The organism is Streptomyces natalensis ATCC 27448, assembly GCF_000935125.1.
GTDB lineage: Bacteria > Actinomycetota > Actinomycetes > Streptomycetales > Streptomycetaceae > Streptomyces > Streptomyces natalensis.
This window is the reverse complement of sequence record NZ_JRKI01000037.1, coordinates 1-18,795: the sequence shown is the minus strand read 5'-3', so window position 1 is coordinate 18,795 and position 18,795 is coordinate 1. Positions and strand designations below refer to the sequence as shown.

At 70.1% G+C, this 18,795-nt stretch carries 24 protein-coding genes; all 24 read left to right on the top strand.

Annotated features, from left to right (window positions below; translation table 11 throughout):
• Positions 1-20 precede the first annotated feature (20 nt).
• The 24 genes from SNA_RS28480 to SNA_RS28375 all read left to right on the top strand — a co-directional run bounded on the left by SNA_RS28480 (position 21) and on the right by SNA_RS28375 (position 18,646).
• Positions 21-329, top strand: coding sequence for a DUF6112 family protein (locus SNA_RS28480; protein WP_030068283.1), 309 nt, complete (start codon positions 21-23; stop codon positions 327-329).
• The gene (locus SNA_RS28475) at positions 329-1,018 is read left to right on the top strand and encodes a hypothetical protein (RefSeq protein WP_030068284.1); all 690 of its coding nucleotides are present in this window, start codon (positions 329-331) and stop codon (positions 1,016-1,018) included. Before SNA_RS28480 ends, SNA_RS28475 begins: the two co-directional genes overlap by 1 nt.
• 31 nt (positions 1,019-1,049) lie before the next feature.
• A complete protein-coding gene (locus SNA_RS28470) occupies positions 1,050-2,435 on the top strand; it encodes an SCO6881 family protein (RefSeq protein ID WP_030068285.1) in 1,386 nt (461 codons plus the stop codon).
• A gap of 96 nt (positions 2,436-2,531) precedes the next feature.
• A complete protein-coding gene (locus SNA_RS28465; protein ID WP_030068286.1) occupies positions 2,532-4,001 on the top strand; it encodes an SCO6880 family protein in 1,470 nt (489 codons plus the stop codon).
• A 46-nt stretch (positions 4,002-4,047) separates the two neighbouring features.
• On the top strand, positions 4,048-4,503 hold the full coding sequence (locus SNA_RS28460) for a DUF6238 family protein (protein ID WP_044367426.1): 456 nt from the start codon (positions 4,048-4,050) through the stop codon (positions 4,501-4,503).
• Between the two features lie 18 nt (positions 4,504-4,521).
• Positions 4,522-6,030, top strand: coding sequence for an ATP-binding protein (locus tag SNA_RS28455; protein ID WP_030068289.1), 1,509 nt, complete (start codon positions 4,522-4,524; stop codon positions 6,028-6,030).
• A 98-nt stretch (positions 6,031-6,128) separates the two neighbouring features.
• Complete coding sequence (locus SNA_RS42850) at positions 6,129-6,323, top strand: hypothetical protein (protein ID WP_157880130.1); 195 nt, start codon at positions 6,129-6,131, stop codon at positions 6,321-6,323.
• Positions 6,324-6,475: 152 nt separating this feature from the next.
• Positions 6,476-7,189, top strand: coding sequence for a hypothetical protein (locus tag SNA_RS28450; RefSeq protein ID WP_030068290.1), 714 nt, complete (start codon positions 6,476-6,478; stop codon positions 7,187-7,189).
• Positions 7,190-7,216: 27 nt separating this feature from the next.
• On the top strand, positions 7,217-7,924 hold the full coding sequence (locus tag SNA_RS28445; RefSeq protein WP_044367424.1) for a hypothetical protein: 708 nt from the start codon (positions 7,217-7,219) through the stop codon (positions 7,922-7,924).
• 44 nt (positions 7,925-7,968) lie between these two features.
• On the top strand, positions 7,969-8,466 hold the full coding sequence (locus SNA_RS28440) for a hypothetical protein (RefSeq protein ID WP_030068292.1): 498 nt from the start codon (positions 7,969-7,971) through the stop codon (positions 8,464-8,466).
• Between the two features lie 32 nt (positions 8,467-8,498).
• A complete protein-coding gene (locus tag SNA_RS28435; RefSeq protein WP_030068293.1) occupies positions 8,499-9,005 on the top strand; it encodes a hypothetical protein in 507 nt (168 codons plus the stop codon).
• Between the two features lie 35 nt (positions 9,006-9,040).
• Positions 9,041-9,472 carry a hypothetical protein gene (locus SNA_RS28430; protein ID WP_030068294.1) on the top strand — a complete coding sequence of 144 codons (432 nt, stop codon included), beginning with the start codon at positions 9,041-9,043 and terminating at the stop codon, positions 9,470-9,472.
• Positions 9,473-9,560: 88 nt separating this feature from the next.
• The gene (locus tag SNA_RS28425) at positions 9,561-11,354 is read left to right on the top strand and encodes a type IV secretory system conjugative DNA transfer family protein (protein ID WP_030068295.1); all 1,794 of its coding nucleotides are present in this window, start codon (positions 9,561-9,563) and stop codon (positions 11,352-11,354) included.
• A 111-nt stretch (positions 11,355-11,465) separates the two neighbouring features.
• On the top strand, positions 11,466-11,714 hold the full coding sequence (locus SNA_RS28420; RefSeq protein WP_037791847.1) for a hypothetical protein: 249 nt from the start codon (positions 11,466-11,468) through the stop codon (positions 11,712-11,714).
• Complete coding sequence (locus SNA_RS28415) at positions 11,711-12,898, top strand: DnaB-like helicase N-terminal domain-containing protein (RefSeq protein WP_044367421.1); 1,188 nt, start codon at positions 11,711-11,713, stop codon at positions 12,896-12,898. The genes SNA_RS28420 and SNA_RS28415 overlap by 4 nt, the downstream gene beginning before the upstream one ends.
• Positions 12,895-13,503: a hypothetical protein gene (locus SNA_RS28410; protein WP_051877413.1), complete on the top strand. Its 609-nt coding sequence runs from the start codon at positions 12,895-12,897 to the stop codon at positions 13,501-13,503. Before SNA_RS28415 ends, SNA_RS28410 begins: the two co-directional genes overlap by 4 nt.
• Entirely contained in the window at positions 13,493-13,786 is a 294-nt protein-coding gene (locus SNA_RS44385) for a DNA cytosine methyltransferase (protein ID WP_241779873.1), read from the top strand. The genes SNA_RS28410 and SNA_RS44385 overlap by 11 nt, the downstream gene beginning before the upstream one ends.
• Complete coding sequence (locus SNA_RS44380) at positions 13,779-14,621, top strand: DNA cytosine methyltransferase (RefSeq protein ID WP_338059831.1); 843 nt, start codon at positions 13,779-13,781, stop codon at positions 14,619-14,621. Before SNA_RS44385 ends, SNA_RS44380 begins: the two co-directional genes overlap by 8 nt.
• Positions 14,622-14,711: 90 nt before the next feature.
• Positions 14,712-15,323, top strand: coding sequence for a DUF4913 domain-containing protein (locus SNA_RS28400; RefSeq protein WP_044367419.1), 612 nt, complete (start codon positions 14,712-14,714; stop codon positions 15,321-15,323).
• A 1-nt stretch (position 15,324) separates the two neighbouring features.
• Positions 15,325-16,128 (top strand): hypothetical protein, encoded by an 804-nt coding sequence (locus SNA_RS28395; protein ID WP_044367417.1) that lies wholly within the window; start codon positions 15,325-15,327, stop codon positions 16,126-16,128.
• The gene (locus tag SNA_RS28390) at positions 16,125-16,601 is read left to right on the top strand and encodes a type II toxin-antitoxin system RelE family toxin (RefSeq protein ID WP_044367414.1); all 477 of its coding nucleotides are present in this window, start codon (positions 16,125-16,127) and stop codon (positions 16,599-16,601) included. Before SNA_RS28395 ends, SNA_RS28390 begins: the two co-directional genes overlap by 4 nt.
• A gap of 80 nt (positions 16,602-16,681) precedes the next feature.
• Complete coding sequence (locus tag SNA_RS28385) at positions 16,682-17,467, top strand: winged helix-turn-helix transcriptional regulator (RefSeq protein ID WP_030065400.1); 786 nt, start codon at positions 16,682-16,684, stop codon at positions 17,465-17,467.
• Between the two features lie 102 nt (positions 17,468-17,569).
• Positions 17,570-18,430 carry an SPDY domain-containing protein gene (locus SNA_RS28380; RefSeq protein ID WP_044367412.1) on the top strand — a complete coding sequence of 287 codons (861 nt, stop codon included), beginning with the start codon at positions 17,570-17,572 and terminating at the stop codon, positions 18,428-18,430.
• Between the two features lie 33 nt (positions 18,431-18,463).
• Positions 18,464-18,646, top strand: a complete 183-nt coding sequence (locus SNA_RS28375) for a hypothetical protein (RefSeq protein ID WP_030065397.1) — start codon at positions 18,464-18,466, stop codon at positions 18,644-18,646.
• Positions 18,647-18,795: the final 149 nt, after the last annotated feature.

The window sequence follows — 18,795 nt, the reverse complement described above, 5'->3', positions numbered from 1 at the left end:
AAATTCACTCTGGAGTTCCCATGAAACTCATGCAGCACGCCCAGTACCTGGCTTACAACCCCGGCGTTACGCCGAAGCAGGGTGGGCTCCCCGGTCTCGATGTCCTGAAGAACGTGATAGGCAGCATCAACCTGTTCGGCATCATCGCCACGGTCGGCGCCTTGGTCATCTCCGCAGTCGTCTGGGCCTGGGGCCACCACAGCGGCGGCCACCAGGCCGAGCAGAACGGCAAGAAGGGCACGGCCATCGCCGCTGGATGCGCCCTGCTGCTGGGTGCCGCGAACGGCATCGTTGCGTTCTTCTCCGCCATGGGAACGCAGGTCCACTGATGCCGAAGAAACGTCTCCGCAGCCCTGAGGAGCGCACGTACGGTGAACCGGCGTCGGTCCTGCGGCGCTCGCTGATCGGCGGCATCATCCTCGCCGTGCTGCTGGCCGTCGCCGGTCTCGTCGCGTATCTCAACCGTACGGACAGCCCAGCCTCGGCCAAACCCTCCCCGCCATCGACGTCCGCCCAGGATCCGTCGCCCTCACCCGAGGCAACTGACGGCAAGGGTGTCGCTGTCGCGGATCCTCCGAAGACGAGCGATCCGATCGTGTTCGCCAAGGCAGCCACGAAGGTCCTGTGGACATACGACACCCGCGCCTTCTCCCAGACCGAGCATCTGGCCGGGCTGAAGCGGTGGATGAGCGGCGAGAAGAAGTACGCCGACTGGAAGTCCATCACCGACCAGGTGCCCAGCCCGGTGCTGTGGTCGCGGATGCACGACAACCGCCAGCACGCGAGCGCCAGCGTCGGCGAGGGCCACTTCCCGCAGGCGTTCAAGACCGCGCTGGCCCAGGATCCCGGTGCGATCACCGAGGCGTACGTCTACGCCGTCACGGTCACCGGCAACCAGACCCTGGCCTGGAAGGGCTCGGGAGCCGGGGCCGAGGCCCGCTCGATGACCCTCGCCGTCCAGTGCCGGCCCCACCAGAACTGCGCGCTGGCAGCCGTCCTGCCCAACGCCGCGCCATGACCGCCCCGATCCCGGATAAGGAGGTGCCCTGATGGGAGCCTGCGACCTTCCCCTGATGAATACCGTGTGCGACGCCGTCGGCGGCGTCGTCAGCTCCACCGGCAAGGCGGTCACCGACGGCATCGGTGCCTGGATCGCCAAGTCGATGGGCGAGGTGGCCCAGTCCGCCGCCGACCTCGCGTCCAAGGCGGTCGACCAGACCACCGCCATCGACCTGAACGCCGAGTGGTTCCGCAACAACTACGAGCTGCTGTTGCCGATCGGGTTGATCCTGACGGTGGGCACGTTCTGCCTCCAGCTCACCCGTGCTGCCTGGCGCCGGGACGAACGCGCCCTTGCCCAGGCCGCGTTCGGCACGATGGTCGGCGTCTTTTTCGCCTTTGCCGCCATCGCCTGCACCACCGTCGCCATCACCGTGGTCGACGCGCTCAGTGCCGGTCTGTTCAAGGCCGCCAACAGTTCCGTCGATGATGCAGTCCGCCGCATGATCAAGGTCAACGAGCTGGGCGCGATGTATGGCCTGGGCTGGGGTGTCCCCTCGATCATCGCGCTCGGCTGCGCGATCGGGGCGTTCTTGTACTGGGCCGTGATGGTCGCCCGCAAGGTCGGCATCCTGGTCCTGGTCACGCTGGCGGTCTTCGCCGGTGCCGGAGGGGGCTGGGAGGTGGCTCGGCGCTGGCGCCGCGGCTGGACCGAGGCCACGGCCACCCTGGTCGTCAGCAAACTGCTGATGACGATCGTGTTCTTGCTGGGCGTCTCGGCCATGGGCAAGTCCGACTCGCACGGTGGGCTCGCTGCCTTGTCGGATGCGATCGCGGGCATCGTCGTGATGGTCCTGGTGATGCTGTGCCCCTATGCCACCTACAAGTTCATTCACTGGGCGGCTGATGGCAGGGGCCACGATGACCTGCACCGCACCGGCGTCGCCGGCATGGCGGTGGCGGCGGGTGCGGCCAAGACCGCAGGCCAGCTCGCCATGCAGGCGGGCACCGGGACGCCTGCTCCGCAGGGTCCGTCGAAGGTGCCGGGCCAGGGCACGGATGGCGTTGCCTCCGGCATCGACCCGACCGGCGGTTCGAGCGGTGGCGGAAAGCCGAAGCAGACGCGCTTCCGCTACGGCGAGGACTCCAACGCCACCGGCGACAAGGGCCGTGCGCTGATCCAGCGGCCTCCCACGGACGGCGACCGCGGCCAGCCCCTGATCCAGCGCCCCGGCCAGGGGGCTACCTCGGGCGCGGCAGCAGCTTCGGCGCCGGCTTCGTCCACGCCGGGCGCTTCGGCCGCGGCGGGGACGCGGATGGATCCGCCAGCGCCACGGCCCAGCGGACCGCCACCGGCAAGCGGGCCTCCTCCGCAGGGCGGCAGTACGCCGCAGCAGTGGATCTATCCCGAGCCACCGGGTGGATCGGGCTCGTAGCCCTCATCTGACGGGGGCGGGCGCCTGCCGCGCTCGGCCCGCCCGCCCCCGTTTCCTCTTCCTTCTTTCTCACCACGTTCCAAGGACGGCTTTGCCATGCATCCCGACGCTTCTCTGCCTGACGGCCCGGCCACCGTGAAGTTCCCCCACCGCTCGCGCCGCGGTGTACTGCTCGGCCTGTCGGTCGCCCAGCTCGTCGTCGTCACTCTCACCGGCCTGGCCCTGCTCGGGGTGCTGATGCAATCCGGCGTCACCGGGGCGCTCAAGCTCATCCCTCTGTGGGCGGTCATCCTGGCGGCGGTCTTCATCCGCCACCGCGGGCGCTCCCTCGCCGACTGGGCACCCATCGCCCTGCGCTATGCGCTGCGGCGTTTCAAGGGCCAGCTCATCTGGCTCGCCCGCCCCTCTCGCCGACCGCGACGCGAGGGTCTACTGCACCTGCCCGGCACAGCCGCCTCCCTGCGGGTGGTCGCCTCGCCGGGCGGCGGCTTCGGTGCGGTGCACGATCCGCACAACGGCACCCTGACCGCCGTGGTGAAGGTTTCCTCCCGCGCCTTCGCCCTGCTCGATCCGGCCACGCAGACCAGCAATGTCGCAGGCTGGGGCCGCACCCTGGCCGCACTGTCGCGTACCGGGCACATCGCTCGGGTCCAGGTGCTGGAGCGGACCGTGCCCGACTCCGGCGATGCGCTCAACCGCTACTGGAGCGAGCACGGCAACGCCGACACCCACCTCGCCGGCCCCATCTACAGCGAACTGCTGGCCGCCGCCGGTCCCGCCGCGGCCCCGCACGAGGCATACGTCGCGCTCGCGCTCGATCTCAAGGCTGCCCGTCGTCTGATCAACCAGGCCGGCGGCGGACTCACCGGCGCCTTCGCCGTCCTGTCCCAGCTCACCTCCACCTTCGACCAGGCCGCCCGCAACTCCGGCCTCATGCCCAGTGACTGGCTGGGGGCAAGCGAGATCGCCGCCGTGATCCGCACCGCCTACGACCCCAAGGCATCCGCGGCCCTGGACCAGTGGTCCGACTCCGGCCGCCCGCAGGCCAATCCGGCGGCTGCCGGCCCGGTCGTCCTAGTGGAGAAGGCCGACCGGATACAGACCGACTCGGCCCGCCACGCCACGTACTGGATCGAGAACTGGCCCCGCATCGAAACTTCTCCCGGCTTCCTGCACCAGCTCCTGTTCACCTCCGGCGTGCGCCGCACCCTGTCGCTGACCTACGCGCCCAAGGGACTGGACGCCGCGCTCAAGGACGTGCAGCGCAAGAAGGCCACCGTGATCGCGGACGCCGCCGAGCGGCAGCGCAAGGGCCAGGTCGACTCCGAAGAGGACTCCGTCGAGTACGCCGACATCAAGGCCCGTGAGCGCCAGCTGATCGCCGGCCACGCCGACGTCGCCCTGACCGGCCTGCTCACCGTCAGCGCCGACACCGACGACGAACTCAACTCCGCCTGCGCCGCCATCGAGACAGCAGCCGTCGCCGCCCTGCTCGACCTGCGGCTGCTGACCTGGCAGCAGGCCGAAGCCTTCACCACCTCCGCCCTCCCGCTGGCCCGCCCCTAGCGCCCTCCAGCACCACCACCGCGCTCACCCGAAGGGCCCCTCTCCCATGCCGACCGACCCCCTGCCCGACCTGGCTTCGGACTTCGTCCCGTTCGCCACCGCAGCGCTCGACTTCCACCGGGCGATCAACCTTCCCACCGGGCCCATGGCCGCACACCGCACCGAGCTGGACGCACTCCACGCCCACCTCACCGCCCTGTACGGCCTCCTCGACACCCACACCGCCCGCACCACCCCGGTGGCCGAGGCCGAGGGCGATCACCTGCGGGCCTGCCGGATCCGCCTGTGGCAGGCCGCCGAGCACCTCCACGACGCCTACCACGCAGCCCCTCACCCCGGCACCGGCCGACCCCGCACGCGGGAAGCGTGCCGGGCCCGGCTCCCCGAAGGCGCGCCCGAACTCACCATCTGCCAGCGCCACCTGGCCACCGCCGCACACGTCCGCCGTGACCACACCCCGGCCGATCTGCGCGACCCGTTCACCGGCCTGACCCGCCACTGACCCGCTGGAGCACCCGTCATGCCCACCCACACCCGCGACCGCGCCAGCGCCAGCCCGCTGTTCGTCCCCCGCAAAAGCGACCGCCGCACCGCCCGCGCGGCCCGCAACCAGTTCGCCGCCGCCCGCGACCAGGCCCGCCACGCCGCACGCCCCAAAGCCCACCGCGCCGAACCCGGCATCGACCCCGAGCTGCGGGCCACCTACCCGGCCGCCGGCCGACCCGGCCCGTACTCCGCCCGCGGCGGCCGTCTCAAGCTCCCCGCCCACCGCATGACGACCGCCACCGCAAGCGGCGCGTATCCGTTCCTCGCCGAGGGCGGCCTCGGCGCCCAGGGCATCTACATCGGCCGCGACGTCCACGCCGAAGCGGCATTTACGTACGACCCGTTCGCCCTCTACGGGCGTCTCGACGGGTTCACGAATCCGAACATCCTGCTCGCCGGGATCATCGGCATGGGCAAGTCCGCCCTGGCCAAGTCCCTCGCCCTGCGGGCCGTGGCCTTCGGCTACCGGATCTACGTCCCCTGCGACCCGAAGGGTGAGTGGACTGTCGTCGCCCAGGAGCTGGGCGGCCAGACCATCGCCCTCGGCCGCGGCCTGCCCGGACGGCTCAACCCCCTGGACGCACCCGCCAGGCCACACGGCGTCGGCGAGGAGGACTGGGCAGGCGAGGTTCGCAAGCGCCGCCTTCTCCTCCTCGGCTCCCTCGCGAAAACCGTCCTGCGACGGGATCTGCATCCGATGGAGCACACCGCTCTGGATGTGGCGCTCAATCAGGCCGTCTCGCACGCCGAGGCCAACGGCACCACCCCGCTCCTGGGCGACGTCGCGCACGCGCTCGCTTCCCCTGAGCAGCTCGACTCCGCGCTCGGCGAGCGGACCGGGCGACTCGGGCACGCAGCCGAGGACCTGGCCCACGCGCTGCGCAGGCTCGTACACGGCGACCTGGCCGGGATGTTCGACGCCCCCAGCACCGTGGCCTTCGACCCCAATGCCCCGATGCTGTCCATCGATCTCTCCCGCCTGGGCGGGGCCGGCGACGACACCGCGCTCGTCCTGGCCATGACCTGCGCCTCAGCATGGATGGAGTCCGCGCTCGCCGACCCCACCGGCGGACGGCGCTGGGTGATCTACGACGAGGCATGGCGCGTCATGCGGCACGTCGCCCTGCTGGAGCGCATGCAAAGCCAGTGGAAGCTCTCACGTGGTCTTGGCATCGCCAACCTCATGGTGATCCACCGCCTCAGCGACCTGCTGACCGCAGGCGATGCCGGCTCCCGAGGCCGGGCGCTGGCAGAAGGTCTGCTCACCGACTGCTCAACCCGCATCATCTACCGCCAGGAAGCCGACCAACTCACCTCCGCCGCAGCCCTGCTGGGACTGACCGGCGTGGAGACCCAGGCCGTGTCCGCCCTCACCAAGGGGCGCGGCCTGTGGAAGGTCGCGGGCCGGTCGTTCATTACTCAACACCTCCTCCACCCGCGTGAACGCGAGTTGTTCGACACAGACGCCCGGATGTCCGCCTGAGCGCATCCGCTGACCGGGCTCACCCCGCGGGGGGAGCCGAAGCCGCACTTCGGCTCCCCCCGCCCTCCCCTCCCAAGCATCTGAAGGAATCCGTTCCCATGCCTCTACAGACCACCATCCGCCGTGCCGCACGTCGGCTCGTCCAGCTCTACATCGACGCCGCCAAGGCCAACGCCACCCATAGCCACATCCCTTTGGCTACAGGCCCCTTCGGCGTACTGGATGAGACTCGCCGCACGAGTACGGCACACCAGGTACCCGCGGGTGATCGCACCGGGCCCCGTCATGGCTGAAGCCAATCGCGCCGCCTCGGCGCCGGTCGATGTACATGGGCACCAACGTCGGCCTCGCTCGCGCTAGCGCATTTTTCCGGCATCACCAAACCCGTCTTTGGGCCGCAGCCTCGTCGTCCGCACGGCCCCAACCTCTGCGAGGTGCACTTCTCGTGGCGGAAACACGTCCGCACATCACCGTCAGCCACCACGACCGCTACGGCGTCGTGGCAGCTGCTTCCCACGAAAACCACGTCGTCGACCACATACTGCGGCGGGTCGGCTTCGAGCGGCTGCCCGGCAGCAACCTCTACGCCCTCACCGAGCCGAACCGCGACCCGACCCGCCAAGGACAGCAGGCGGTCCAGTCCCTGCGGGCCGCGCAGTACCACGTCACCTCCGACGCTGCATACGACCTCAATCCCCACACCCCGCTCACCCCCCACCAAGGTCTTGGCCGACTGGAGAATCGTTCCGCCGCACAGGTGCCCAGTGTCGGGCAGGCGGCCTTCGCGTCCGCCCGCGCGCTCGACGCTGACATACGGGCTGCTCAGATCGTGGTGCACGACCAGGTGCGTGACCGTGAGGGCACGCTGCGCGCGGTCGGCACCGACGTACGTACCCGCGAGGGCCTGCTGCTCCGTGGCGAGGACGACCTGCGGTACGTCGAGTCCCGGCTGGAGCACACCGGTCGCGCGTTCGATGCCTTTTACGCGATGCCCGGCAATGAGCGTCGTGATCCGAGGTTGTCGATGATGCAGCGCCGCGCTCAGGCCGCCACCGCCATCTCCCCGGCCCGTGCCGACGTCGCGCTGCCGCAACAGACAGCCGCCGCCGTCGCCTACCACCCGGCTACCGGCACCCAGCAGCCGGTCCGCGCCCGCTGACGCCGCTGCCTCGAAGGAGTCTTCGTGATGAACCTGCCCTACGAGCCCGACGTTGCCTTCGGAGTTCACCCCGATCTTGGTGTGGGCGCCGCGGTAGCGGATGACCGGCCGCACCTGGACGAGGTCCTGCGCCAGCACCACTTCCGCTACAGCCAGGACCTGGACGTCTATCTCCTGCCGGAGGGGACACCACACAACACCGCGGTCCGGACCGTGGCCGCCGCCTCCCGCGAGTTCCAGCGCTCCGGTCATACCGTCGCTGCCGATCCCCGCATCATGGTGCCGCCGCCCGTCCCCACACCGAACGGCGTGGCCGCACGTACAACGCAGCCTGGGCAGTCGTTGACCGCGCTGACCGGCGAGTTGCACGAGCTGCGTCGTTCGGCAGATGTCGCCGATGTGCTGGGGCAGATCCTCGATGAGCACCATGGTGCCGTCGGTGATCTTGAGGAGTTCGTGGACACCGCTGCGGCCTGGTGCGAGCGGCTCGATACCCCGGGCGGCCGGGAGCTGGGCCAGCATCTGCGCACGATCGCGCACCATGTCGCCTTCCTCGGCGACCGGTTGGCCGACGTTCCGCACCCGAAGCCCACCGACGTCCCCTCCGTCACGTACACCGCCCGTGCCCGCGCGGCCGTGGAGTCCTCACCGAAACGCCCAGCCGACCTTGCTGCGGTCCCGGAAGAAGCACCCCGCTCCCGCGACGCGCCGCCCAGTCCCCGCCGTACACGCTGACCACCCGTTCCGATCCCAGAAGCACAGAAGAAGGAGTTCCTGTCATGGCCGTCAAGACGCTGTGGACCATCGACCACGCCTGCGGGCACACCACCGAGGCCGACCTTGCCGACCGGTCGGCCGACCGGCGTGCCGGCTACGCCCGCTGGCTCTCAGCACGCGACTGCACCGACTGCTGGCGGGCCGCCCAGGGCGAGGATGCCGAGTCGAAGGCCGAGTGGCTGGCGAAGAAGCGGGCCGCCGAGCAGGCCGAAGCCCGGGAGTGGTCCGAGCAGTACCGCATGCCCGATCTGGAGGGCACCGACCGTGCCATCGCCTGGGGCACCCGATGCCGCCACCAGCTCGTCTCCGCCGCCTACACCGCCCTCGTCCTCGACGGCACCACCAGCGAAGCGGAATGGGAGGCCATCGAGGACGCGGTGCGACCCCTGACCCGCGCCGGCTGGTGGATCGACCAGCGCGACGCCGACCCCGCCGACCTGCCAGAACTGCTGGACGCCGCCGCCGAGAGCGACCGGCCGAACGAAAACCCCCACTTCTAAAACCCTCCCCCCTTCTCCCGAAAGGCTCTGCCGTGCATCCGTCCTTCGACTGCCACATACGGCGCTCCGCCGACACCGCAGCACTCCTCACCACGCTCCACGCCAACCGAGACGAAGGCTTCGAGCCCTACCTCCTCGCCGCCTGGTCGCCGCACCTGGAAGCCGCGAACGCGCTCTCCCTCGCGCACCTGGCACAGCTGCTCGATGAGCCTCTCCATGCACGCGAGCAGCGCACCGGACGACGGCCGGCCCGTCCCGCCTGGCACTGCTCCGTGGTCAACCACACCGGCCGCATCCTGTCCGACGAGCAGTGGGCGGCCCTGGTGAAGGCCATCGTCGCCGCCGCGGGAATCGAGCCCGACGGCGACACGGCCGCCTGCCGATGGGTCGCGTTGCGCCGGAGCCGCCGCTCGGTGGATCTCGTCGCCAACGTGATCCGCCAGGACGGGCGCTGGGCCCGGATCCATCAGGACACCTTCCACGCACGCTCCGCATGTGACCACTACGCCGGCGCCCTGACCGTCCAGCTCGCTGCCTGACCCGCCACCAGCTCTTCTTCAGAAAGGCCATCCTCATGTCTCGCATCAGCCGATTCCTGTCCCGCTGCATCTCCTCCCTGAACGAGGTGTACGGGCGGGAAGCCGAGATCTACCGCGACCCGACCAGCGGCGCGGTCATCGCCGACTGCCGCAACAACTGCGCCCGCCGGATCTTCCTGGCCTGCGGCTTCGAAAGGACGCCCACAGCCTTCCGTCTGCGCCTGCCCGAAGGGCTGAGCGAGGCGGAGCAGAAGGCCCGTGCCACCCAGGCCATGGTCCATCTGATTCATGCGGGCCACTACACCGACATCGCCTCCCACCTCGTCTGCGATTCCACGCTCGCCGCCACATGGGCCGAGATCCGCGAGCGCCGCCCCGACCACCCCGACCGGCTCACCAGCCCGACCACCGACACGCACACGCACACGGCGACGAACACACAGACCGCCGCCTCCCTCCGCCCGTAGACCCAACGGCTTCCAGGAGTCCTCGTGATCACCAGAACAACGCGCCGCCCCGCCGTCCCTCACCGCGCCGCGCCACCTGGAACTCACCTTGTCGTCCCCACGCACCAGCACGCCCTCGACCACCACCGGTACCGACCTCCTCCTCTACCTCCTGCTCGCCGTCGCCGGGCTCGGCATGGCAGGAGGCTCGCTGGCCTGGCTGTTCGGCAACCTCACCAACGCCGTCGCCGGCTCCGACCCATGGGCCGCCTACCACCCTGAAGAAGCGTTTCTTCATCCGGAGCGGGTCTGGCCTCATCTGCCGCAGCCCGCCCTGATCACCGGCTGCTACGTCCTGCCCGCCCTCGTCCTCATAGCCACCACCGTCGTCACCGCGAAGGTCTGGCTGCGCTACCGCAGCAGCCCGTCGGGGCTGGCCACCCGACGTGACCTGGAACCTCTCCTGGCCAAGCAGATCGCCGACAAGGCCATCGACCTGCGCCCCAGCCTGGCGGGCAAGAAGCCCAAGGACGTCGCCCCCGACGACCGGGGCGTCCTGCTGGGCACCTTCACACCGGGCAAGGACGAACTCCGCTCCTCCTGGGAGGACGTGATCCTAGCGATCATGGCCCCCCGCTCCGGCAAAACCTCCGGCCTGGCCATCCCCGCCATCCTGCGCGCCCCCGGCCCCGTGCTGCTGACCTCCAACAAGGCGGCACGCGACGCCTACACCGCAACCATCGACGCCCGAGCCGAGGTCGGTACGGTGTGGACGCTGGATCCGCAGCAGATCGCCCACGCGCCACAGACCATGTGGTGGGACGTCCTCGCCGACGCCCGCGATCTCGCCGGGGCCCGGCGCCTCGCCGGGCACTTCGTCACCGCCTCCGTCGACGAATCCAGTGCAGGCGACTTCTGGTCCACGGCCGCCGCCAACACCCTCACCGCCTTCTTCCTGGCCGCCGCCCAAGCCCGACGCCCTGTCACGGACGTCCTGGCCTGGCTGGCCTCGCCAGCCGACCGCACGGCGGTCGATCTGCTCCAGGACGCCGGTTTCGACGCAGTCGCAGCACAGCTCCAGGGCACCGTGGCCGGCGCGGTCGAAACCCGCGACGGCATCTTCGAAACCGCCCGCCAGTACGCCAGCTGCCTCCTCGACCCCGGCATCGCCGCCTGGGTCACCCCACCCAACAGCCTTGAAAAGGTACGGGAGTTCAAGCCGGAGGCGTTCGCGACCAGCAAGGACACCTTGTATCTGCTGTCGAAGGACGGCGGTGGCTCCGCCTCGGCGATCATCGCCGCAGCCGCCGACGCCGTCATGCGCGCCGCGGTCATCCAGGCCGAACGCGACGGTGGCCGTCTCGACGCCCCACTGCTGGCGATCCTGGACGAGGCCGCCAACGTCTGCAAGATCGCCGACCTGCCGGACCTGTACTCGCATCTCGGCTCCCGCGGCGTCATCCCGATGACGATCCTGCAGTCCTACCAGCAGGGCGTGAGGGTCTGGGGCCAGTCCGGCATGGACTCGCTGCTCTCCGCCGCGACGATCAAGGTGATCGGCTCGGGCATGGACGACGCGGACTTCGCCGACAAGATCTCGCGCCTCGGTGGTGAGCACGACGTGCGGACGGTCTCGGTCTCCACCGGCGAGTCGGGAAAGTCCACCTCGGTCTCGATGCGCCAGGAGCGGGTGTTGCCGCTGGACGTGCTCCGCGCGATGCCCAAGGGCACCGCCGTGTTGATGGCCACCGGTATCCGCCTCGCGAGTATCGACCTCAAGCCCTGGTACAAGGGCCGCGACGCCAAGAAGCTGGGCGCCGCATCCGCCAAAGCCACGGCCGCGATCAGCGAACGCGCTGCCGCCAAGGCGCTGCGCCAGGACGACTTCACTCCCGCGGCATGACCGACCCCGAGCAACTCCGCACCCGGGCGAGACCGCGCGGCGCGGCCCCCGCGCCGCGCCGCCCACCCGATCCACTTCCCGGCCTTCGCCTTGATCACGAGGTGCTCCTCCATGCCACGCCCCGCACCGTCCCGGGCTTCCGTTCACCCCTCCGAGCGGCTGGCCGACGCTCCCGTCGTACGCCGCGGCGGCCGTTGGTGGCTCGTATCGCCCTCCGGAGCCGTGCTCGCCTCCGACCCTGCCTTCACGGGCGAACTGGACCGCTTCGCCACCGACATGGCCGCCGCCAACCGCGCCGTCGCTGATCTGCACAACGGACGCGACGCTTCCGACACTCCCGTACGCGAGGCCCGACGGTGACGCCGCTCGTCCAAGCCGAGCAGGCAGTCCTTGGAGCGGTCTTCCTAGCTCCCGGCCAGCTCGACCAGCTCTCCCCCTGGCTACGGCCGGAGCACTTCTCCCGTCCAGCACACACTGCGATCTACGCCGCAATGCTCAAGCTCCGATCCGACGACCACCCCGCCTCGAAGGCCCAGGACGCCGGCTCCGTACCGATGTCGTGGATGACCGACACGGTCGCCGAGGCCAGCAAGCACACCCGGGGCCTGACCGCCTCCTACGCGCACTCCCTGGTGGCGGCTTGTCCACGGCCGGAGCACGCAGCGATCTACGGACGGATGGTGCTGGAGGGCGCCATTCACCGCAGTGTCGCCCAGCACGCCACACGACTGCACCAAGCCGCCAGCGCCGACGCCATCCGCGGCGGCGCTGAGGAAACGGTGCACCACGCCCACGCTCTGTCCGATGTGCTGGCCGATCTCGCACGCCGCTGGGGCGGCGAGCCCCGGCCCGTAGCACCCCCGGCGTCAGTACCGCTGCCTCCTGCTCATCAACAGCCGGTGGATGAGCAGCTCCTGGCCGATGAGGAGTTCCTCCTCGGCTGCCTCAGTGCGCGTCCCCAGAAGCTGGACGAGATCGTGGGCTGGCTCTACCCCGGCGATTTCGCCGATGCCGGCCATCAGCAGATCTATCGGTCGCTGGGCGCGCTCCACCACAGGGGCGAGCCCATCGACCAGCTGACCGTGCTGTGGGAGACCCAGCGCCGCGGCGCTCTGGCCGACCGAACCCTCGATGCCGGACGCGTGCTGCGGATCTGCGACCCCTCGGTGTTCGCAGGGTCGGCGGAGTACGTCGGCGAGCAGGTCGTGCGAGCCTCCCTCGTGCGGACGGCAGCCGCCTCGGCCCGCCAGGTGCGGGCGCTGGCCGACGACGAGTCGCTGGCACCGGGGCAGCTGATCGGCTACGCCCTCCACGCACTCGGTCCGTTGGAGGAAGTCCGCCGGCGCTGGCGCATCGCCACCGGAACCCAGGCCGAGCCGCGCCGCGCCGCCGACCAAACGGCCGCTGCCCCACCTGCTGCCCGCAGCGAAGCGGCCCGATCCCGCAGCCGCACTCACCTCTCAAACACCGCCCCTGCCGCGGCATCCCCCGCGGCCTCGCGTCCCGCTGTCCTCGACCGTCCTCACCGCCGGAGTGCGTCATGACCGATCACACTGGCCGCGCCGGCCTGGAGCGCGAAGGGCTGTACGCCATTGCCCACGAGTTCGACGAACTGCGCACCGAAATCAGCGTTCCCGGGGCACCGAGCGGGCTTCCCAACCTCACGACCGCATCCAAGCAGCTGGCCACCCTGGCGGGATTGACCAAGGACTTGTCGGAGGCCGTCCGGTACAGCACGCAAGACGACTCCCCCCAGCTCGTCCTCGGACTGGTCATCGACGCATACACCTCGGCTTCGGTGCCCGCTGGGCGCGCCGTGGAGAACTACACCCGGGCATACGCCCAGCTCGGATTTCTTCGCCGCTTCGCCGAAGCCCAGGCCACCGCAGACCTTCGGGATGCCCGGCTGGCCGCATTCTGTGTCTTCCAAGAGCGGATGATCTACGTCCGCGACGATCTGAAGGAAGCCGCCAACACACTGCGGGGCTCGGCTGACCGTATGGACGGTGCTCCGCCACGCATCCTGGCCGCACTGAGCCGGTCAGCCCGCCCGATGATCTCGATCTACCGGATCCCTCCGGAGCTCAACGCCCCCGCACCGACGCCCACGCCGGTCGCCGACACCCCTGCCTCCCGCCATGCTCGCTGACCTGACGGTGCCGTCGACCTCGCCATTGATCGGGAGTTTGTGCTCCGGATACGGCGGCCTGGACCTGGGCGTCCAGGCCGCCCTGGGCGGCGGCACGCTTGCGTGGCACGCCGAGATCGATCCGGGGGCATCCCGGATCCTGTCCCGCCACTGGCCGGCTGTGCCCAACCTCGGCGACATCACGACCGTCAACTGGGCCGACGTCCCCGGAGTCTGCGTCCTGACGGCCGGTTTCCCCTGTCAAAGACGTCTCGGTCGCCGGGCGCCGCGCCGGACTGGCTGACGGCACCCGGTCCGGCCTGTGGCACCACGTCGTCCGTGCCATCGACGCCCTCAACCCGTGCCTGGTGGTGATCGAGAATGTCCGAGGACTCCTGTCCTCCCCCGCCGGTTCCCCTGGCGACGTGGAACCCTGCCCGTGGTGTCTGGGAGACGGCACAGGCCAGCCTGCTGTGCGAGCACTCGGTGCCGTACTCGGCTCCCTGGCCGACCTCCGGTTCGATGCACGCTGGTGCGTGCTTCGCGCCTCCGACGTCGGAGCCCCCCATCACCGAGCACGGGTTTTCCTCGTCGCTTGGCCATCCGGACGGACTGCCGCTGCTCAAGACGCCGACGAGCAACCTGGCGACCAATGGCGGCAGCCAACACCCGTCGAAGCGGAAACAGGGCGGTCACGGCCCGAACCTGGCGGACGAGGTCGAGTGGCTCCTGCCCACCTCAGCGGCCCGGCTCTCACACCTGTCCGGTGGGAAGGGCATGCGCACGGGGCGGGGACGGAAGGGGCCCGTCGGCGAGGCATCGCTGACGGAGGTGCTGTCGCTGTTCGCGGACGCGGAGGCCGGTCCGGGGTCTGGGGGCCGTACGGCGCCGCCATCGCCCGATGGGAGAAGATCACCCGCCCCGCGCCGCGGCCGACCGATGACGCGGGCCGCCTGAGCCCGCTGTTCGTGGAGTGGATGCAGGGCCTTGACCCCGGCTGGGTGACCGCCACTCCAGGGCTCGGACGCCCGGCCCAACTGGCGGCCTTGGGCAACGGTGTTGTGCCGCAACAGGCCGCCCGCGCCCTGCAGATCCTCGCCCCACCACGGCCACTCTGCCGCCACCGCACACTGCCCTGATCTGCGCCTTCTACACCAAATTTCCGGCATGGCCAAACCGTGCTTTCTCCGGAACCTCGACACCCCACACGTTCACGCCAAGGGGTATCGATGTCTGACCCCGCTCACGACAGCGAGCCGGTACGCATACCGGACCACAACCTGGACGACCTCGTCGCCACCGTCACCCAGCTCGTCACGGAGAGCCGCAAGCAGGGCGAGACGCTCGCCCGGCTCACCGACGACCAGCCACCCCAGCAGGACGGCGAACACGACGAGCCCGTTCACACGGAAGAGACCACTCCGGCCTCCGCCCCGGCGGGCAGCGATGCGGCTGCCACCGGGGCAGAGGGGCCGTCCTCCATCTTCATCCTCGCGCTCGACGGCAAGGCGTACGCCGAGGAACTCGCCGCACTGACGACCTGGGTGCACCACCTTCTGCTGCCGGTCTACGGGCGGGAGATCACCACCGGCCGCCCGTGGTGCCAGCAGTGGCACGAGCACCCCGAGGCCGTGGCCCGGCTGCACGCCCTGTGGCTGGCCTGGCAGCAGCTCACCGACGTCGAGGCCGGCCTAGCCGGACCCTCCACCTGGCACCGCGACCACCTCGACCCGGCCCTGCTGCAACTCCGCACACCGGACGGCCCATTCGGGGCGTGCACCACCAGCCCGGCCCGGCCCAACCACCGCGTGCTGGCCGCGCCCGAGCCTGCCGGGGTCTGACATGGCCAACTCCTACGAACCACCGCGCCCGGACTACCGGTTCGACAGCTTCGAAGCCGCCACCGAACAGACCGAGGACGACTTCTTCTCGGTGACGCTCTCGGACGACATGCTCGTGCCTCTTGCCGAGCACCACAGCGCCGATGGCCGCGACACCTATCTACTGCTGTACGACCGGGCCGCCATCTGGGACATCCCCGGTACGGCAGAGTACGTCACGCTGCACATCACCCGGGACACCGTCCAGCGCACGTTCGACTTCGCGCACGAGCGCCACCCGGTCATTCCGCAGGCGCAGAACTGGCTCATCCGCCAGGGCTGCCCGGCCGAATCGGTGGAGCTGTCCACGAACCACGGTCCGCGGCCAGCCGATGCGCTCACGGCCCGACTTGAGGACATGCTCCGAGCCAATCCGGACGATCGGTACACGGTCCTCGACCACTCCACCGACAACCCGTGCTCCTTCGACTTCGGCATCGAGGTCAGCACCGCCGTCCACGACAACCACCCCGCCTCCGGGCACGCTCCGTACCGGCTCTTCCTCGAGGAGACCACCAAGGACTTCGGCTCCTACACGGTGCGAGAGGGTGCCTTCCCCACCGCCGAAGCCGCAGACACCTGGCTCCGGGAGCGATCCACTCTCCTTCCCCTGGCTCCGGCACCCCATGGCGCGGTCGGCCTGCGGGCCGAGGCTGCCCGTGCCCGCTCGACGGTCAACTCCGGTGTCCTCGCCGCGCCTCCGGCAGCCGTCGTGCCGTCTCGACCCGCAGCTGCACCGGCACGTCTGCGTCGGAGCACGCCGTGAGCCGGGCCCGGTACGCCTTCGCGGCTCATCCCGAGGCCCTCGCCGACCTGCGGTCCGTCCCGGAGAACATTCGCGACCTGGCCCTGCTGGAACTGCAGCACCTGGTCCACGGCAACGAGCGCGGAGCCGCCCTGCACCGCGAACTGGCGGGCTGCCACAAGGTCTACGTCGATCCGGAAACCCGGTGGCGGCTGGTCATCCAGTACCGGGACGCCCCGGCCTCCTCCCAGCACAAGAGGGAGATCTACCTCCTGGCCGTCGGCGAGCGCCAGGACCAGGCCGCCTACCGCACCGCAGCACACCGGCTGGAGCGTGAGCGGGAGGCATCCGCTGCCACGCAGCCTCTCGGGCGTCGCGCCCAGGCCGCCAGGGCCCGCTCCCCCCACGGCAGCAGCGGCGGCCTGACCACCGCCCGTCCGCAGACGCCGACGGCTCCCGCCACACAGCCACGGGCCCGTCGCACCCGCACCTGATCCCCCGAGTTCACCCGCGCCCGCTGGACGCTCTGCGCACTCCCGCGAACAGCCCCCGACCGACTTCCGGAGAACTGGACATGCCCGACCACCGCATATCGGCGCACGACACCGCGCTCGTCAGCAAGGCGATCGACCGCCTCGCTCCCCGCTGGACGACCTGGACGCTCCAGACCATCGCGCAGCACGCCCAGATGCGCTTCGCGAAGATCGCCGTGGCGCTGCCGTGGCTCAGCACCCAGTACACGCAGCAGATCCTGCGGCGAATGCACACCAACAACCTGCTGGACCGACCGGACTACGGGGTCTACGAGCTCTCCCCCTCGGGTCAGAACGCGTGCAGCGTGCACCGCACGCTCGCTTCCTGGCACCGCACACACGCCGGTGGAAACAGCCCGGCGGTCGCCGAGGCAGAGCGGACGGAGGACGCCCTGCGCCAGCTGCGCGGAGAGGGGGCAGTCGAGGTCCTCCACACCCTGTCGAAGCACGGCCCCCTTCCGCACGGCGAACTGCGCAAGGCATCGGGACTGGCCACGGGCTCCTTTCATTACCGCCTCCAGCAGCTCCAGGAGGATCAGCTGCTGACCCGCACAGGCCCGTCCTTCCGCGCCGCGTACGCCCTGACTCCGGCAGCCCAGGAACTCGGGCCGGTCTACGCGGAGCTGGCCGCCTTCGAGTCGATGGCCGCATCAGTCGCTGTGCAGCACAAGCCCGCCGCACTGGCAACGGCCAGCACGACCAGGGCCAACGCGGCCGTACAGCGAACCCCCTCAGCCCTCCCGGGGTTGTTCTCCCACGCCCCGGCCCCCCAGCCACGTGTTCTGGCACACGTCACGGCGCTCTCCCACCCCTCACGGACCAGGTAGATCGACATGCCCCCCGTCAGACCCCGCCGCCACACCGGCGCCCGCGCACGTTCCAGATCGAGCCACGCGGGTGCCCGTGCACCCCCTCCGGAGCTGTTCCCCATGCCCACCACCGACCCCCACACTCCAGACCCGGGCGCCGAAGTCCTGATCGCCCCCGTCTACCTCGCCGGACCCGGCAGTGGCGAAGCCGTCTTCAACACCCTTGATTCCGCGGCAGGCTGGACCAAGGTCGTGGCCTTCGGCAGCGACACGTACTACACCAGCCCCTGCCAGCGTGTACGCATCGCCAACGCAGTGGCGAGCCACTATGGCGGCTGGACGATCTCGTATGCCGAGGACCCGCTCGGTGTACCGGACTGGATCACCACCTTCGACCGCGACACCCCGCAAGAGATCGTGGCAGCCTTCACGGGCACGCTCGTCCACGGACTCCCCAGCCACTTTGCCGACTCCCTGCGCGGCGGCACGCACTACACGGGGCACACGCCCGCTACCGTGTTCTCCCAGCACCAGTGGGAGGCCGTCCGCGGCGCGCGGCCGTTCCGTACGGTTTCGCCCGACGGCCACGCCGCCTTCCGGATACGCGGCGGCTGGATCCATGAGTACGACGAGCTGCTCGACCCCAAGAAGTCGACTTGGCGCATGTCCGCCGGCCCCGACCCCATCGCCAAGCCGAGCTGGCAGGCGTACTTCAGCAGCTACATTCCCGAGCACCTCATCACCGCCACGGCCGACGCTCTGACCGACCCAAGGCCCGTTGTCCGCACGGCATTCCTCATCCCCGACCGCCACCGCTCCCTGGTCAAAACGCAGCCCCTGCGACCCGACCAGACGACTTCCCGCAGCACGGCTGCACTGGCCCGCAGTTCGCGCACCAACGCGGTGCACCAAGTCCAGCCTCCACCAGCCGCATCCGCTCTCGTCACGCCCGTAATCGCCGGCTCGCGCCGTCAACGCTGACACCCACACCGCACACCCGGAGATCCGACCGCCATGCCCGCCCACACTCCTGACGGGGACTTCTACGTTTCCCCGGTCTACCTCGCCGGCGCCACCTTCACCGGTGACCCTGCCCTTCAGCCGCTGCTCGACCAGGGGTTCCACCTCCACCACGACGAACTGGCGATTATGTGGAATCAGATTTGTCAAGGCACCATGATGTTTGTCCCTGCCTGAGGGCTGCCCCGCAACAATCAAGGGGAACAACGCCACGGGCGGCCGTTGGCCGGTTGTGGCATTAGAAGCCGTCTCTCAACCGAATGTGATCCCTTGATTTCTGCTGGTCAGGAATGGTTGCGCTTGGGGTGAGGGAGGGATGCGGCGTC